The sequence below is a fragment of the Oleiphilus sp. HI0079 genome, assembly GCF_001635105.1.
Genome location: NZ_LWFT01000605.1, coordinates 1 through 16403 on the forward strand (window position 1 = coordinate 1; position 16403 = coordinate 16403).

Annotated in this window: 19 protein-coding genes and 1 pseudogene; 5 read left to right on the top strand and 15 right to left on the bottom strand. The window is 47.7% G+C overall.

All coding sequences use genetic code 11. The features are described 5' to 3' along the window. Nucleotides 1–750 (bottom strand): annotated as a pseudogene (locus tag A3750_RS24915) (IS3 family transposase); the annotation flags it as partial. Nucleotides 751–797: 47 nt separating this feature from the next. Here A3750_RS24915 and A3750_RS27315 point away from each other — a divergent pair. Together A3750_RS27315 and A3750_RS10655 are read left to right on the top strand one after the other, a co-directional pair. Beyond that, nucleotides 798–1103, top strand: coding sequence for a DUF4345 domain-containing protein (locus tag A3750_RS27315; RefSeq protein ID WP_068548253.1), 306 nt, complete (start codon nucleotides 798–800; stop codon nucleotides 1101–1103). A gap of 395 nt (nucleotides 1104–1498) precedes the next feature. Beyond that, nucleotides 1499–2134: a DUF3750 domain-containing protein gene (locus A3750_RS10655; RefSeq protein WP_231871790.1), complete on the top strand. Its 636-nt coding sequence runs from the start codon at nucleotides 1499–1501 to the stop codon at nucleotides 2132–2134. 53 nt (nucleotides 2135–2187) lie between these two features. On the opposite strand, the gene A3750_RS10660 is transcribed toward A3750_RS10655, so the two are convergent. Next, entirely contained in the window at nucleotides 2188–2901 is a 714-nt protein-coding gene (locus A3750_RS10660; protein WP_068548254.1) for an aspartate/glutamate racemase family protein, read from the bottom strand. Between the two features lie 64 nt (nucleotides 2902–2965). Further along, the gene (locus A3750_RS10665) at nucleotides 2966–3769 is read right to left on the bottom strand and encodes an SDR family NAD(P)-dependent oxidoreductase (protein ID WP_068548255.1); all 804 of its coding nucleotides are present in this window, start codon (nucleotides 3767–3769) and stop codon (nucleotides 2966–2968) included. 311 nt (nucleotides 3770–4080) lie between these two features. On the opposite strand from A3750_RS10665, the gene A3750_RS10670 reads away from it, so the two are divergent. Then, the gene (locus A3750_RS10670) at nucleotides 4081–5133 is read left to right on the top strand and encodes an HDOD domain-containing protein (RefSeq protein WP_068455361.1); all 1053 of its coding nucleotides are present in this window, start codon (nucleotides 4081–4083) and stop codon (nucleotides 5131–5133) included. A 3-nt stretch (nucleotides 5134–5136) separates the two neighbouring features. Here A3750_RS10670 and A3750_RS10675 read toward each other — a convergent pair whose 3' ends face one another. From A3750_RS10675 to A3750_RS10690, 4 genes are all read right to left on the bottom strand, one after another. Next, nucleotides 5137–5646, bottom strand: a complete 510-nt coding sequence (locus A3750_RS10675; protein ID WP_068520527.1) for a GNAT family N-acetyltransferase — start codon at nucleotides 5644–5646, stop codon at nucleotides 5137–5139. 204 nt (nucleotides 5647–5850) lie between these two features. Beyond that, nucleotides 5851–7323, bottom strand: a complete 1473-nt coding sequence (locus tag A3750_RS10680) for an NAD(P)/FAD-dependent oxidoreductase (RefSeq protein WP_068548256.1) — start codon at nucleotides 7321–7323, stop codon at nucleotides 5851–5853. 109 nt (nucleotides 7324–7432) lie between these two features. After that, nucleotides 7433–7651: a hypothetical protein gene (locus A3750_RS10685; protein WP_068455493.1), complete on the bottom strand. Its 219-nt coding sequence runs from the start codon at nucleotides 7649–7651 to the stop codon at nucleotides 7433–7435. A 236-nt stretch (nucleotides 7652–7887) separates the two neighbouring features. Beyond that, nucleotides 7888–8436, bottom strand: coding sequence for a DUF3332 family protein (locus tag A3750_RS10690; protein ID WP_068520731.1), 549 nt, complete (start codon nucleotides 8434–8436; stop codon nucleotides 7888–7890). Between the two features lie 285 nt (nucleotides 8437–8721). Here A3750_RS10690 and A3750_RS10695 point away from each other — a divergent pair, with 285 nt between their 5' ends. After that, nucleotides 8722–10470: a GGDEF domain-containing protein gene (locus A3750_RS10695; protein ID WP_068548257.1), complete on the top strand. Its 1749-nt coding sequence runs from the start codon at nucleotides 8722–8724 to the stop codon at nucleotides 10468–10470. A gap of 25 nt (nucleotides 10471–10495) precedes the next feature. Here A3750_RS10695 and A3750_RS10700 read toward each other — a convergent pair whose 3' ends face one another. From A3750_RS10700 to A3750_RS10735, 8 genes are all read right to left on the bottom strand, one after another. Beyond that, nucleotides 10496–10918, bottom strand: coding sequence for an MAPEG family protein (locus A3750_RS10700; protein ID WP_068456121.1), 423 nt, complete (start codon nucleotides 10916–10918; stop codon nucleotides 10496–10498). Nucleotides 10919–10953: 35 nt separating this feature from the next. Then, the gene (locus A3750_RS10705) at nucleotides 10954–11316 is read right to left on the bottom strand and encodes an MmcQ/YjbR family DNA-binding protein (protein WP_068456124.1); all 363 of its coding nucleotides are present in this window, start codon (nucleotides 11314–11316) and stop codon (nucleotides 10954–10956) included. Further along, nucleotides 11317–11571, bottom strand: a complete 255-nt coding sequence (locus tag A3750_RS10710; protein WP_068456127.1) for a DUF1272 domain-containing protein — start codon at nucleotides 11569–11571, stop codon at nucleotides 11317–11319. A gap of 35 nt (nucleotides 11572–11606) precedes the next feature. Then, the gene (locus tag A3750_RS10715; RefSeq protein WP_068456130.1) at nucleotides 11607–12104 is read right to left on the bottom strand and encodes a DM13 domain-containing protein; all 498 of its coding nucleotides are present in this window, start codon (nucleotides 12102–12104) and stop codon (nucleotides 11607–11609) included. Nucleotides 12105–12246: 142 nt separating this feature from the next. After that, nucleotides 12247–12651, bottom strand: a complete 405-nt coding sequence (locus A3750_RS10720) for an MAPEG family protein (protein WP_068456132.1) — start codon at nucleotides 12649–12651, stop codon at nucleotides 12247–12249. Nucleotides 12652–12684: 33 nt separating this feature from the next. Beyond that, on the bottom strand, nucleotides 12685–13284 hold the full coding sequence (locus A3750_RS10725) for a GNAT family N-acetyltransferase (RefSeq protein ID WP_068456135.1): 600 nt from the start codon (nucleotides 13282–13284) through the stop codon (nucleotides 12685–12687). Continuing rightward, nucleotides 13281–13859 (bottom strand): DUF2238 domain-containing protein, encoded by a 579-nt coding sequence (locus tag A3750_RS10730; RefSeq protein WP_231871791.1) that lies wholly within the window; start codon nucleotides 13857–13859, stop codon nucleotides 13281–13283. The genes A3750_RS10725 and A3750_RS10730 overlap by 4 nt, the downstream gene beginning before the upstream one ends. A gap of 160 nt (nucleotides 13860–14019) precedes the next feature. Continuing rightward, nucleotides 14020–15309 carry a PhzF family phenazine biosynthesis isomerase gene (locus A3750_RS10735; protein ID WP_197466295.1) on the bottom strand — a complete coding sequence of 430 codons (1290 nt, stop codon included), beginning with the start codon at nucleotides 15307–15309 and terminating at the stop codon, nucleotides 14020–14022. A 214-nt stretch (nucleotides 15310–15523) separates the two neighbouring features. Here A3750_RS10735 and A3750_RS10740 point away from each other — a divergent pair. Further along, a partial coding sequence (locus A3750_RS10740; protein ID WP_068456142.1) for an HDOD domain-containing protein occupies nucleotides 15524–16403 on the top strand: 880 nt, incomplete at its 3' end.

Consider the following 16403-nt stretch of genomic DNA (forward strand, 5'->3'; position numbering starts at 1 on the left):
AAAAGCGAGCAACACGAGCCCCAGATATCGAGTATTCAGCGAGCTGGCCTACAATTTCTCGAGAGTAATCATCTACAACATTCAAAATACGAAATCGTCTATGGCTCGCTAATTGGTCCGAAACAAAATCCATCGACCAACTTTGATTCGGTGCTGTAGCAGGGCTGTTTACCACACGTGGTCTAGTTAGCTTCTTTCGCTTCTTCGTGCGGACCTGTAACTGTTCTTCCGTATACACGCGATACGTTCGCTTGCGATTAACCACAAGGCCTTCTTGTTTAAGAAAGGCGTGCAACATTAGATATCCATATCTTGAGTACTTGGCCGCAAGCTCTTTTAAGCGCGAACGCAGTTGCTCATCGCCATATCCTTTGGCTTGATGGCGAAAGCCAGTCCGACTGATTTGAGCAAGAGCACAGGCGCGGCGTTCTGAAAAACCAAACCGATCCATCAGAAAGACGACAACTGGCTTCCGTTCGACTGGCTTCACCACTTTTTTGCAACGACTTCCTTCATTGCTTCAACTTCCAAGAGTTTCTCCGCGAGCAAGCGTTTAAGCTTTGCATTCTCTGACTCTAGCTCTCTCAGTCGTTTGGCTTCATTCACCTCAAGGCCAGCATACTTAGATCGCCAGTTGTAAAATGTGCCGGATGAGATACCCATCTCCCGACAAATATCCTCAACTTTAGCTCCAGCCTCATGCTGATTGATCGCCTTGATGATTTGTTCTTCTGAATATCGCTTCTTCATATTGAGATCTCCATATTGCTAGGATAATTGGAAATCTCATCGAGTTCATGGTTTTAAATTTGGGGGAAAGGTCAGGTCCTGTCGAAGCAACAGTCGATAACGAGCTTAGGTTTTTTTCAGTTTATTGGATCGCTTTTGGTGTGTTTTGTTTTTGGGTCGCTCGTAACCTTGGTTCCCAGATTCAATTCGTCCCTTTCATAGCATTTTTTTTCTTATTAGGTGGTGTAGGAAGGTTAGTTTCAACTCTAACCATAGGTGCTCCAGCGTTAGTCTTGGTACCAGCAATGGTATTAGAATTTGTATTGTCTTTGGTGATCTTCGCACTGTATTGGCAACACCAAAAAAGAACATAACCAAACATTTAGTCGAACTCACGCCTTGCTGGCGCTCATGGACTCCGTATTTGTTATCAGCTGATGACCAAAATAATTAAGGGGAAAGTAACATTCAGATAAAGGCGACTAGTTCATTATTGTCGAGCACTAACCTCATTTGAATGTCTGTTTGCCTCTTGAAGAGAGTAAAGCTAGAACACTTGTCTGATGTCCGCTATTTGGTGAATACTGACCGTTTGGAAACAGGATTTTAGAAATCTCACGATGAAGAACGGGGCAAGAGAGGACCTAGAACCTCAAAAGTTAACATCTCTTGAAAGCGACTTTCGCGCCGTGGGCTTAAACTAGGCCGTTAAATAAAATCGGCAGTTAATTAAAACGCAGACGCATGAGCAATGATTGTGAGCTCTCATTTGAGTAAACTAATCGACAGTACACAGCGTATCTTCCAACGGGTGATGATTTATGAGGCTATCGTATTGTTGAGTAGATGTGTTAAAGCAAATCCGGCGTGGCCTAGTATAAGATCTGTACTGCTGCTGTTTACGGCCGTTTTTATCTTAGGGGGCTGCAGCACCACAACCTGGCGTGATGCGACCCGCGAGTCGGCAAATATTGCTCCGCTTCCTTCCGAATACACCGACGCGATTGTGCAGGTTTATGCTGCCGATACTTGGGGGTGGAGGGGTATCTTCGCGGTGCATACGTGGATTTCAGTCAAGCCAAGTAACGCGGACACGTACACTGTTTTGGAAGTGGTCGGATGGCGCGCGAAGTGGGGTGTTCCTGTACTGCGTGTTGAGGCGGATCTGCCTGACAGACACTGGTACGGCGCTGAGCCTGAGCTCGTTTATGAAAAACGGGGAGAGGGTGTGGACGATATGATTAAACAGATTCTAGAAGCCTCTCGTGATTACCCGTGGGCAAACGAATATGTGGTGTTTCCTGGCCCAAACAGCAATACGTACCCCGCATGGTTAGCCGAGCAAGTCGACGGCTTTGATCCAGATTTGCCATTTCGTGCGATCGGTAGCGGTTGGACCCCTTAGCGACTGTTGATCGTCTGATTTTTCATCTGTTGATCGTCAGTAAGCCGACCTGTTTACGAGTCTTGCTCGCACTCAGCCGCGAGCATAAATTCTACCGCTTTGCGGGCATGGATCGCTGTCGTGTCGAATAGAGGTGTGTCGGTATCGGCTTGCTCAACGAGTAGGCCTATCTCTGTGCAACCCAAGATGACAGCCTCGGCTCCTTGAGCTGCCATCCGCTCTATAACCTCTAAATAGGTTTTGCGTGAGCGCGTCTGGATATTACCCAAACAGAGCTCTTCGTAGATGATGCGGTGAACGTCAGCCCTGTCTGACGTAGTCGGTGTTATGACCTTCAAGCCAAAGTGTTGTGTCAGTCGGCCTTTGTAAAAGTCCTGCTCCATTGTGAAGGCTGTGCCTAGTAACCCGACTGTTTTGACGTTGGCATGAACGAGTGCTTCGCCAGTCGCGTCGGCGATGTGCAACAGGGGAATGTTAATCGCTGATTGAACAGCGTCTGCTACTTTGTGCATGGTGTTTGTGCAAATAAGCAGACCGTCTGCGCCAGCAGCCTCGACCGATACCGCAGCACTTGCGAGTATTTCACCCGCTTGTTGCCAATTGTCTTGCATCTGTAATGCTTCTATTTCAGCAAAGTCGACACTCACCATGGCGATTTTGGCGGAGTGCAGGCCGCCGAGATGGTTTTTAACGCCTTCGTTGATCGCTTTGTAATAGCCTTGTGTGCTTTCCCAGCTCATGCCGCCTAATAGGCCGATGGTTTTCATCTTGTTTTTCCTTGTGATGAGATTACGTCTGCGTGTTGAGCGCAGCATTACATATTGGTGGTTCTCAGCAAAACTGACTGGTGATCTTGTGAATGGATGCCATTACTTGCTCACATATAGCCGGGTTAGTGGCATCGGCATGTGGCGGCGCAAACTGTTGTTCGTCATTGTCGTAATACTGTCCGGATGCGCGCGCGAACTCCTCTGATAATGCTGCGCGCACTAGAATGTTTGCGCCGACGCTTAAGTCATTGCCGGCCACACCAAAACCCTCTTTCACCATTTTACTGGCGAGCAGTGAGCCGGGATTGACGGCAACCGAGACTTGGCTGTTGCTTAAGTCTTTCGCTAGTTCTTGTGACCAAATAGTCAGCGCAAGCTTGCTTTGCGCATAGGCTTGAAACGCTTCGCTTAAAACGACGTTGCCTTCCATGGCATCTATATTGATGGGCGCTTGCGCTGCAGACGAAAGGTTGATGATACGTCCATCGCTTGAAAGGCTGGGGATTAGGCCCTTCGCTAAGATATAGGGCGCGAAGGTATTCACGACAAACCGGACATCGAAGCCCTCAGGCGTAATGGGAGTTGGTGTTTTTAACACGCCGGCATTGTTGATAATAATGTCGATGCTTGAATGACCACTCGTGATGGAAACGAGCAGAGATTGGATGTCGTCAAAGCGAGATAGGTCTGCCCGGTATGTATCGATGAGGGTATTCGGAGCGCAGTCATGTAATGCGGTTTTTGTGTCGGCCAGCTTTTGCTCGCTTCTTCCGTGAATCAATAAATGATGGCCTTTTGCTGCGAGTAATTTGGCGGTCTCTAAGCCAATGCCATCGGTTGCTCCTGTAATCAGTATTTTGTTCATCTTGCGTTGACTCCGTCCTTATCGATTCGGTGTTTCCGTTGCTTATAGAAGCACATTTGAATGACGGTTGTCTTCCATTCATGGGGTGCCGCTTTGCAAGGCCTCCTACGTTTACTCGCGGTCAGTATTATGAGGTGGCCATATGCTCATCAATACATCGTACGATTGAGCACCTATTGCATTTTTTACGTCATATTCAGCGCATCGGCTGAAATAAACGGCCTCAATTCTTTGCGCGCTTGTATTGCTGTATTACACTCGTTCACATATTGGCTTAAGTCTTGTTCAGTTGCAGGGAAAGGAAGCACCGTATGGCAATGGCGTGGTTAAGAAAGTTGTTGGGCGGTAGCGATGATGCACCGACGACCCAGCTTGCATCGGCGGCAGTTCGCGAAGAATCTGCACACGCTGAGAAAGAAGATTCTCCTGTCAGTAACGGAAGAGACAGCGCACAGCTGTATGAAGAGTATCGTGCAGAACTGGATAGAGCGTTCTGTCTCGAATTGTTTGGTACGGACCGTCTCTATGTGAATAGTACTGACGAGCAGCGTGCCAGTGCGCGGCAGCTTGCTAGAAAGCTTGCGCAGGCTGAGGTGCGGACTGAACAACTCCCTCGAAAGCCCAGTACGCTGCCTTCATTAATGAAACTCCTGAAGCAAGACGAGCTGAGTTACGCTCAGATTGCCGAATCCTTATTGAAAGATCCTTCGCTGACTTCTCAGGTTCTTAGAACCGTAAATTCGCCGTTTTTTCGCTTGAACAATAAGACTGTTGAGTCGCTCGATCAGGCGATTTTCATTATGGGGGTTGGCGGTATTAAAAAGGTCGTCTCTGCGGCTATTCTGCTTCCCGTCTTTAAAGGTGCGCAGAAAACGTCTGCGTTCAGCGAAACCGTGTGGCAGTGGGCACTAAGCGCCGGTAAATCCGTCGATGAACTTTTCCAGGCCCGAGGGGAGTCTGAAGGCTCTGCCTATCTGCTTGGCTTGCTTCCGGCGCTTGCGATGCTATTGATATGTCAGGAGATCGACGCGGTTGAAGGAGGGCGCCCAGAGGAACACACGCTTTTGCCCATTCAAAAGCTCGATATTTTTAAGAGCGTGGGGTGGAAGTATTGTATAGCGATTCGCAAAGAGTGGGGCATGCCTGAAGAGTTTGATGATTATTTATATGGTCTAAAACAATCAGAGCACGAAGTGCATAGTGATGCTCTCGCTACGGCACTGCTTGTCGCTCAGTATGCTTTGGTTCAGGAAAGAAATGGTGTGCCTATTAGTGTGTCGCAGTTGTCTCAGATTACGAGCTCAAGCTTTGAAGAAAACACGCGGATTATGGCGCAGCTTCAGGGCCGAATTGAACGCAATTAACGGCTAGCGTGTACAGAGGTCTAAACGCATATCATGCCAAGCGCGCCCGCCATGATCGGATTCGGAAGGGGCAAGATATTTAAACCCGTACTTCTCATAAAAACCTATCAGTTCGGTTTGGCAAATCAAGTAGATATCTTCTTTCGACATGGCGCGCATTTGCTCTATGAAGTGTTTGACTAGCGCGCCTGCAAATCCTTTGCCCTGATACTCGGGATGAACAACGACCGACATCACCACAATGTGTGGACCGTCGGGATCATGACCAAGCAATTCTTTAAAATCTTCATCTGACAGCGCCACGGTATGGCAGGCGCCACTATTCACAAAACCCGCAATCTGTGTTTGGTTTTCCGCAACAAGAAAGCCTTCGGGATAGGTTCGAATTCGGTGTTCTATCTTCTCCCTCGTCGCGGCTTCCTCTCTAGAAAAGCCTGCTTGTTCTATTTCGAAACAGCGGTCTAGATCTTCCGGCTTTACGTGACGGAATTGAAGCTCGTGAAGTGCGCTCATTGGTTTGCTTTGTCGCTTATTGAATGTGGGTGGTGGCGTTCGCACAGTATATCGAAGTTGATGACTCTTGAGTGAACCGAAGTTGATGACTCTTGAGTGCATCGTAAGCCAATTTACATGCCCATTCTTTGTAGCTCCAATACGTTGACGCATCAAGCCGCTTATGGGGCGATTGTGTCATTGGCTCGACGAAGCTGCCAGAGATTATCCTGATTTTTTGAGAGTATGGTCATGGGTTTTGAAGCGTTTCGCCCATCGCTTAAAGGTAAAACTGAAGCCTGGGAACATTGCAATGACTTTCCCGCTTTTACTTTTGTACCACGAATTACAGCCCCCGGTTTGCCAAACCGTTTTTGCCATTTCCTGATGGATTTTTGTCGTGTAGCGTTCTTCCGCTTCTGGATTCACTTCTATCGTATCGCTCTGCGTTTTTTCTGTGTGTTCAATCGCCCGCATGATGTACTGCATTTGCGCTTCTATGATAAACAGAGCAGAAGTATGGCCGATTCCAGTATTGGGTCCCGTCACGATAAATAGATTTGGAAAGCCCGGTGCGGTTGTACCGAGATATGCACGCGGAAAGTCGGCCCAAACATCCTTGAGTGTTACGCCGTCGCGCCCCACCACAGGGTAGGAAATTACGCCGTCCGTTGCATCATATCCGGTCGAGTAGATAATGAGATCTAGCTCATGCTCTGTTCCATCCATTGAAATAATGCCACGCTCGGTGATCTCTTGAATGCCGTCATGTTTGTCGTGCAGTGTGACATTTTCACGCATGTAGGTGGGGTAGAGCGTGTTACTGAGAATGACGCGTTTACAACCAAGGGTGAAGTCGGGTGTCACTTTCTTGCGAAGTGCCTCGTCGGGAATCTGCTTTTTTAGATTGCGCTTAGCACCGCGAGTACCAAGCACGTCAAGCATGGTCTTTGAATACTTGAAGCCAACAACGCGCGCCTCCAAAATCCAATAAATAATCACACGCAAGAACTTGTAGATCCATTTGTTACGGAGCAACGCACGCTGCCATTTGCTAAATGTATGGTCTGGACGCGGCATAACCCAATGTGGTGTGCGTTGGAATACATGGAGCTCTTCAAGATCGGGCGCGATCGCAGGAATGACTTGGGCAGCGCTCGCTCCGCTGCCAATAATGGCCGCTTTTTTGCCTTTGTAGTCGTAATTTTGATCCCAGTTATTGGTATGAAATGACGCGCCCTTAAAGGTATCGCGCCCTTTGAAATTGGGAATCACCGGGGTACTTAAGGGTCCTGATGCATTAATCAGGTATTTGCAGAGAAGCGCCTCGTTGCAGCCATCAATGGATAGGCTCCACAAGTGTTGCTCGTCGTCCCAAGTAACTTGGTTGACATTACTGTTGGTGCGCGTTTTTTCTCGTAAGTGATGTTTATCGATCACATAGTTTGTATATTCGCGAAGCTCGTCTTGCTCGGCAAACATCTGTGTCCAATCATAAGGCTCGAACGAGATAGAGTAGAGGGGAGAGTGGACATCGACTGCTGCGCCGGGGTAGGTGTTTTGGCTCCAGGTACCACCGACAAAGGCTCTACGTTCAAGGATAATAAAATCCTTGATGCCTTTCTTTTGCAGATTGATCGCCGCGATCTGCCCACCGAAACCGCTGCCAATGATGATTACATGATGAACTTGAGCCATGACCGCTTCTCTTATTATGGTATTTGTTGGCGGCAACTTTCGGTGTTTAGGGCGCTTCTTGTCAAATTAGCTGATTGATAATAACGGCCATGCTTATGCATCTAAAACCTTAGTCATCGTCTTGCATTGGAATCGAATAGGCGCCTGCGTCTAGCCCGGCTAATCGTGCGGCAATGCCGGCTTTCTCATCATTTGATAGTGTCACGGTTTCATCAGCAGTGTAGAAAATGTGTTTGTCTTGAGAGCCATCGAATTTGATTTTTCCAAGAACATTTCCGCTATCGCTTATACAATCCAGCTCTTGTTGAATCGGCCAGAACAATACCATCTGTCACCCCTAGGCTACGGCAAAAAGGTGGATGGTAATCTTGGAGCGTATTGTTGTCTAACTTTTACGGCTAAGCGGCTAAACCCTATAAGGCTTTTTCGTACGGATTGAGAGTGTAGGACGTTGAGCAGATGCTTACGGTTGCCACTGAATGCTTGTTGATTGCGGCGGGGCAAAAGCGAAACAGCTCGCACGAACGAGCTGTTTCGAGAGAAAAACGAATAGCCTGCTAGTAATTAGCCCATCTTACTTTGTTTATGCGCTAGGGCTAAGCGTTCGTGATTCTCTTCAGCGAAGCGCTTCATTTCTTCAAGGCTTGTTGAAGCGGCGTATTCACCATCGATATAAATGTCGATTTTATCGCCCGTGCGCTTGCCTTCAATAATACGCATGAAGCCATTGTCGTCGAGCGCACGCATTTGAAAGGTTTTTTCATTGGGGTTGTTGATGCTGCTCAGCGGCGCCTCGCTTAAGTCTTCGCCAAGATCTGTATTCACTTTAAGATAGGCTTCGACTGGCGTATCTGCTACGGCTGGCGCTTTACCGGTCACTGGGTTGGTTCCGGTCCAGAATTCAATGGAGTTGACGACCATTAAATCTATTGCCGAAGTGATGGCGTAAACGGGTGCCATTAAAAGATACAAGCCCGCACGACCATATCGATTGTCGACTGCTTTTAGGTTGAAACCTGTGGCGATTTTCGTTACGCCCATCTGTCCAATGCAGCCCGTAAGCGCTGGTACGGTAATACTTGCTACTAGAATTGGCGCGATTAATTTTTTCATGGCGGGATCCTTATTGTTTTGATTACGACATAAGCATTCTTAACCGACCATGATCGTGGTGTTATTTAAAAGGCAATATTGACCTGGAAATAACACTGCTTCTTGGTTTTTTCCCATCATGTTGGTGTTGCCGCAGCTTTCACTACCTTTGTGCAACTTGGAAGTAAAATTCACTGTAAACCTGTTCAAAAAATGGACTCTGACTGAACAGGCTTCTATTCTGTGAGTATGCGCTTGGCCTGTGGTGCGCAATACTTATCTGAAATCCATTGATTCGGGGAAATCATGAGTAACTCATCGGACACGAATGTCGAGATAGAGCGCTGGAAGGATAAATATTTTGAACAGAGTGAGAGCTTTGAAGAGCAAAAAAAGCAAGCTGAGGATTACGCGGCTCTTTTACAGCGTATTTTAGTGCGCGTCAGCCTTGCTGCAGAGAACGTCAGCGAAAGATTAGATGAAGAGCTTGCGAGTTTGCGCTCAGCAATAAGAACGGCATCGGCAGAGCAAAATGATCTGGAAGTGCGCTTGAAGCGCATTGATAAACTGATTCTTGCGGCCGACGAATCTAAGCAACAGAACGCAGGACAATTGGTTCACACCTTGGATCAATTGATTGATCAACTGCTTACGTTGTCGCTTCCCCGTAAACAGAAGAATGCGCTCAAAAAACTCTCTAAATCACTTTCCAAAAAAGCCCTCAACTTGCAGTCCTTCCCCGGGATTTTGTCTGAATATGCCAGTTTACAGGCTGCGGTGATTCAAGACATCGCAAAGTCCGTCCCGAAAGGCCCAGGTTTTTTTAGTCGTATGCTCGGTGCTGGGAAAGCGCAGCCATTGCAAGCGGCTGGAGAAGGAGGTGTCGAAGGGGGTGAGGACGATGAGACGACGTCACAGGCTCTTGAGCTGGAGATTGAGACGCAAGAAGAGCCCAAAGATAGTGAAGAAATTGTGCCAGGCTTTAGCTCGGTGGCAAGACATGTTCGCTCCACACTCTCTAACTTGCTCGATCAACTGAGTTTTCCGCAAAGCGCATTTCGGGATGTAGCGAAGCTCCGTGATCAGATAGAAGATGAGCTAGTGTGGTATGAGTTAGGGCCGACCTTGGATGATGTTGCGAACCTTGTTCTGTCCGTCGTCGGCAAAGGGCAGCGCGACTTCGAAAGTTTTCTCAAGCAGTTAGATGATCGTCTGAGCAAAGTTCAGGGGTTTCTGATTGATAGTCGAACCGTCGATGCGAATTGGCAAACCAAGAATCAGGAATTTGATCGAGCAGTTCGGGTGCAGGTGGATGAGATTTCCCAAAAAATGGATTCTTCTGCTGATCTTGATGAGTTGAAGGACTCGATATATAAACATCTCGATTCTATATCCAAAGCGGTTGATCAGCACGATGGGGATGGCAAACAATTTGAAAAAGAAAAAGAGGCAGAGGTTCAGGCGCTAAGAGAAAAGATCGAGGCGATGGAGCAGGAGGCGGCATACATTCGCAAACGCCTAAAAGAAGAGCGCGATAAAGCACTTCGGGATACGCTGACCAAACTACCAAATAGGGAGGCATTCGATGAGCGCTTTGAATTGGAGTTTGAGCGCTGGAAGCGATACAAAAAGCCGGTGTCGCTAGTGGTTGCCGACATCGATTTCTTCAAGAACATCAATGATAGTTACGGACACTTGTCTGGGGATAAGGTTCTACAGATTATTGCGAAAGAGCTCAGGAAAAGATTGCGTAAGACAGATTTTGTTGCGCGTTATGGGGGCGAAGAGTTCGTTATGATGCTGCCTGAAACGAACCTCGAAACAGCGGAGCGGGTGATTGAGAAAGTGCGCGAAAAAATCGGTCATTTGCCGTTTCATTTCCGAGAAGAAAATATTCAAATTACGATGTCTTTCGGATTAATCGAGTTTGACGAGGCGCATGTTGGCGAGGAGGAAGCGCAAAGCGCCTTATTTGAACGCGCAGATGAAGCGCTTTATAGCGCCAAGAACAACGGGCGAAATCGCCTAGAGTCTTGGCCGATGAAAGCGCCCTGATGTAAGCAATTGCAGTACCGAGATCTTAATGCGCTATTAAGTTTGTAAGCAGCGATATCCACAGCGTCGCGAGGCTGGCGAGACTTAATCCGAAGCAGAAGAATCGCTGGCTGACATTGTTGCTACTAAGGTGAATTATCGTATGCACTACTCGGAATGCGACAAATAACCAAGCAGCGGCAAGATTTACCTCTGTGACGGTCTGAGTCACAAAGATGAGTAGCACGCCGATATGGAAAAGAGGTGGTACTTCAAAGTGGTTTTGCACATGACGCCCGAGTATGTGTAAACGATCAGGCTGCTCGCCCTCGGTGTATTTTGTGTAGTACTTAATGCTGACTTTATTCGTTTTGATCGCAACGAAACGCGATAGACCGAGAGAAAGAATCAAACAGCCTGTTAAGAAAAACATGGCGATAGATGGGTAAAGGATACTGATCTCTTGCATGGCTTTGTCGATACCTCTTATTGATTTGTCGTGTGTTATTGGATTAGTCCAAGTTCTTTTTGTTTTTTCTTCGAGAGATTGAGCGACGCTAGGCGGTGCGATGTTTGAATATAATAAAACAGCTCATCGTCTCGTTCACATGCCGCATCATAATACTGAATCCACTTCATGCCTCTAGCGGCCATATAAGGGGCAGGGCGAAAGCCCGGTTCCTCTTTGAGGATGTGGTAATCCAAATCACCCGTTTTAAAAGTAAAAGCGGGTGCAGCGCTTTTTTGCCAACCTCCAATGGCAAACACTTTATCGCCAACCTTCCAAACGTACGCGTCGCCCCATTGACGCACAAGCTTAGTTGCGGGGAGGTTTTTACAAAACTGGTTAAAGGCCTCGTAATCCATCTAAACAGCGTTCTTAGACGAACAGCCATGCTCTTTAGTAATGCGTTTTGTTGAGCCTGGAAATTTCTCGAGTAGGTTGCTTGGGCGAATTGGCCGCGCCTCAAAATTTCCGCCACAGTTGGGGCAGGTGCCATTGAGGACATCCGAAGCGCACGTTTTACAAAAGGTACACTCAAACGTGCAGATCATCGCATCGCTTGCCTCGGGAGGTAGATCTTTGTCGCAACACTCGCAGTTGGGTCTTAGTTCAAGCATGTTTGGATACCTGTTTACTCTGCTAAATTACTTTGCTAATTCGCTCGCGATGGTGATGACTGATATTGAGCGGCGGTAATAAACTCACTAAAGGTCTCACACCAGACAATCACCGTGCTGTATTGAAACGGGTCGATTTCTGCTGGTATGGACACAATAAAGTTATCAAAGGTTTTTATATCGCCCACTTTCACCATGCTTGGTTTTAAGCGATGAAACTCTGCTTCGGTTTCGAGATACGCAGGCGAGAGGTAGAGCTTGTAATCAGGGCCTGGTGCAAGCTCTCCTTTGAATGCGATTTGCTTCGAGCTTATAGAAACAACACCTTCCCCCCAATGAAACGCATCGCTGTCTGTTAAGTCTTTTTGAAACTCTGCAGTATACTTTGAGGCATTGACCGCGGCGCTCAGTGCTGACTCATCGGGCGAGTCGGGAGCGAGCAGAATGGGTAAGGTGTAAATGCCAATTGCAAATCCGAGTAGGCAAGTCGCCGCGTGACTAAGGGTAAGAATGCTTAGTTTACGTATGTTCATTTTTTGCTTCTCTTCGGTGAGTGTTTGAGTCGAACTCTTAGTGCAATCGCAATCAACAGTCCGCCTTACTTACATCGGTTTTAGGCTGCATCCGTTCACCGTATTTTGGATTAGCGGCGGCAATGGCGAGCCAATTCATGCTCTACATCCACCCAATAAGACCTGCTACAAACATGCCGGCAAGCCCCGCTAAACTCACCCCAAAAGCCACGCTTCGGACCAGAGATACTCGCGCGTAGTAGGCAAACATATGGCCCAGCCGGCCTGCAAAATACAATACTGCGGAACCATTCAAGAGGGCGGGTTCTGCAGATGAAAGCACGGCAAAGAATGCGAATAAGCAGAAGATGGCGATGCTCTCGTTCGTATTCGCATGAGCCCTTGCTGCTCGGAAAAGAAAGTCTTGATGATTTGGTGCTATCGGGTAGCCGGGTGTATGTTTTTGTTTTATGGCCGTTAGGTCGGCAATGAGTATCTGGATAAACAGGAGTACGCCGGTGAGGCCCGCGACGAGCAAGGTCGTTTTGTAGGGCAGTAATAGTTCCATTCGCTTATTTCCTTTGGCTTATCTTTGCGTTTGCTATGAACAGTGAGTTGCTTTCAAGCGATATTCTAAGTGCGCTTTTACTTCAGGCCATTCGCCTGCGCTTAGACTGTACATCACCGTATCACGTATTGTTCCGTCTTTTCGCAGTGCGTGTCCGCGAATGACGCCATCTTTTTTTGCCCCAAGTCTCTCGATTGCACGTTGACTTGCATGGTTAAAGTTATCGGTTCGCCAGCCCACTACACGGCAGCGAAGAACGTCAAACGCGTGCGCTAACATCAGTAGCTTACAGGTTGTGTTGACGTGCGTGCGTTGGGCTGTTTTTGCATACCAGGTGTAGCCAATTTCAACACGTCGGACATCCGGCAGTATGTCGTGATAACTGGTAGACCCAAGAATCTTGCCAGATGACGCTTCGATGACGGCAAACGCAAAGCGATCACCTTGCTCTCGGCTTAATTGCGCCTGCTGGATGTAAGACGCAACTTCTTCGGGAGCGGGGACGGAAGTGACTCGGATGTTCCATAGTTCGCCATCTCTCGCCGCCTCGCGTAAGCCGTCTTCATGGCTTGGTGTCAAAGGGACGAGCTGAATATCATTAGCGGACAACGTGACTGGCTGAACAAAGCTCATGCGTTTGGATCCTGATCATTATGAGTCGCAAGCTGTCCAAGTTGCCTGTCATGCCACTTGGATAGAACGACGAGTGCGCAGATCGCAGCCGATAATGCCCATGCCATATCTGATTGGGTGTCCCAGATATACCCTTGCGTTCCGAGAAATGCCATGGCGTCTTCACCTGATAGCAATGCGACCCACCATTCGATCAACTCATAAAACGCGCTGAAGGCCAGAACGATCGAAACAATTATATAGTTGCGCCAAGCAACACCATTCACGACGTTTTTGCGGATCAAGATCTCTCGTGCAAGCAGAGCCGGGACAAACCCTTGAAAGAAATGACCAACTTTGTCGTAATTGTTGCGTTCAGAGCCAAACAGGCCATCAAACAAGGGTACTTCTGCGTAGGTATAGTGGCCTCCAACCATCAGTACCACGCAGTGCAGCAGAATGAGAAAACTCAGCATGGGCGTTAGAGGAAAGCGTTTGTAGGTAAGTGCAACCAGCGTTGCACCTATCACTGCCGGCAAGACCTCAAGAAACCAAGTGAGTGTGTCTTTAGGGTTGATGCCGGACCAAACCAGCACGACTAGAAATATCGCAGTCCAAAGGTATTTGATGTTGCTTGCCCCTTATTTTTGCCCGTTACCGGAAGGTCTTCACAGTCGCTTTGAGCGCACAGCTTGTTTGTTTTTCATTTGAGCTTGGATGTTACAGCCCTTTATGGTTTTTTAGAGTGCGCGCAATCTAAACCGTAATTTTGCCTTCGAGGTAATGCACTGCTTTACCTGATACAAAGACTCTATCTTCTGTGACTCGACATAACAACACGCCGCTTCGTTTTGATGCCTGAAGCGCCATGAGTTCGGTTTTTCCTAAGCGTTCTGCCCAATATGGTGCTAGGCCCGTATGTATCGACCCTGTAACGGGGTCTTCGTCACCGCCGTTTGCTGGCCAGAAGTATCTTGATACGAAGTCATATTCTGATCCTGGCGCTGTGACGACAACATCATGAGGTGCGAGCTTTTTTAGCTGTTCTTGTTTTTGTGTCACATTGCGTACGTCGTCTTCGTGGTCATACACGGCAAAGTAAGCTTGCTCGTTGAGCAAAATGTGGCGCGGTTTAATCGATAGCCCTTCTAACAATGCTTCGGGCGCAAGCTCTACGTGCGAGGGCTTGGTGTTTGGAAAATTCATTTGGATGTAGTCATTTTCGATGCGAGAAATGGTCATTCTCCCGACCGCATTCGCAGAGAAAACTAGCTCTTGCACCTCGGGGTCTTCGCAAAAAAGAACCGATGCTGAGGCGAGAGTGGCGTGGCCGCAAAACGCGATCTCTTTGATCGGTGAAAACCATCGAATTGCATAGCTGCTATCTTGATTTTTTACGAGGTACGCTGTTTCTGATAGGTTGTTTTCGGTGGCGATTGACTGCATCAGATCCTCTGAAAGCCAATGATCTGTGATGATCACAGCCGCCGAGTTGCCTTTAAATTGTTGTTCGGTAAACGCATCAACAACATGGATTGTTAAGCGTTTACGTTGGTCCGTATTGAGATTTTTTGTCATCGAAAAATTGGTTAGAACCACTCCATGCCTGTGAATGTGATTGCGCTTAAGTACCTTGAACCCTTTGTACTCGAAAAATGGCCTTGCGACCAGTGAGGCTTCAACATATAGCTGTGCTATTCCCTGAGCGTGTGCCACCAAGGTGACATGCTCAAACAAAGCAGAGGCGACACCTTGCCTTTGAAAGTCTGGATGCGTGTAAGCACAATCAATATGGCCGTCCGAACGCAACTCCATAAAACCGGCAAGACGGTCCTCAACAAACGCAACCCAAGGCTTCGTTCTGCTCAGCCGTTTGTTCCAGTACACATCATCGCCATCACCATCGCCACTAGGCGCTCTAATGCCTTGAATCCAAGCGGCTTTTTGGTCAACACAGTAAATATCGGAATGAATGCCGTTGATCGCCAACACAAATAGTTCCGCAATGTCTTTGGCCATGCCGTCAGAATATGCTTGAATGCGCATAGGGTTTAAATATTGTTTTTCGATTTTGGAATAGATTTAGAGCATAACATCAAAAAATTGGTTCGAAGAAAAATTTGGCTGTGAGATTAAGTAGAGCGAGAGCAATAACGAATAGGTGCGCTCGTTGAAATTATGGATGAAAAGCATCAATCTCGTTTTATACGAGAACGGTGTTTTACTACTTGCTAAACATTTTTGATATGGATGATTACGGATGAGCACTGAAACGCTTCCCATCAAACTGCTTCAGCAGTTTAGCCCGTTAAATAAGTTTTCCGATAAAGAATTAGTGTTACTTTCCGACAAGATCGAAGTGCGCCGCTATATCGCTGGTGAGTGCATTATTGAGCTTGGGAGCGAAGATCATCTAGACTATTTTTTGGCCTCCGGCACGGTAAAGCTTGAGTCGTTCGATGGTCGCGTAAAACAGTTTGATGCATCTTCTGAAACGGCAAAAACAGCCTTGGCTCATTTGCAGCCTCGAAAATACAGTGTGGTCGCGGTGGAGGTATGCACTCTGCTTGTCGTGCGACAAAGTGTGGTGGAGGCTCTTTTAAAAGAGCTACCGCAAGATAAAGAGGTCGAGTTTAACGCTGCGGATGTGTATGTCGGCCATGAGATCGAAGACATTGAAGCGAGTTTTTTACAAGACCTCAGAACGAATAACATCGCACTGCCATCCTTTCCCGATATCGCGCTGCAGATTAAGAGCCTGCTGGATGACGACGATACAACAGCAGGCGATGTAGCCCGAGCGTTGACGAATGATCCTGCGATCACGGTAAAGCTGATCAAAACCTGCAACAGCGCGCTTTATCAAACCGCAAAAGAGATCACTTCGCCGCACGATGCGATTGTTAGGCTGGGGTTCGAAACGACTCGGCGCCTCGTGAATATTTTCGCGATGAAGGAGCTGTTTAGAAGCAAGAACCAGGCGCTGCAATTGAGAATGAGTGGGCTTTGGTCTGACTCTCGAGAGGTGGCCACAATTTCTTATGTGCTCGCTGAAATCACGCCCAAAATGGATCCTGAGCTCGCGATGCTTGCCGGCCTAGTGCAAAACATTGGGGCAGTGCCGATTATTGAGCATCTCG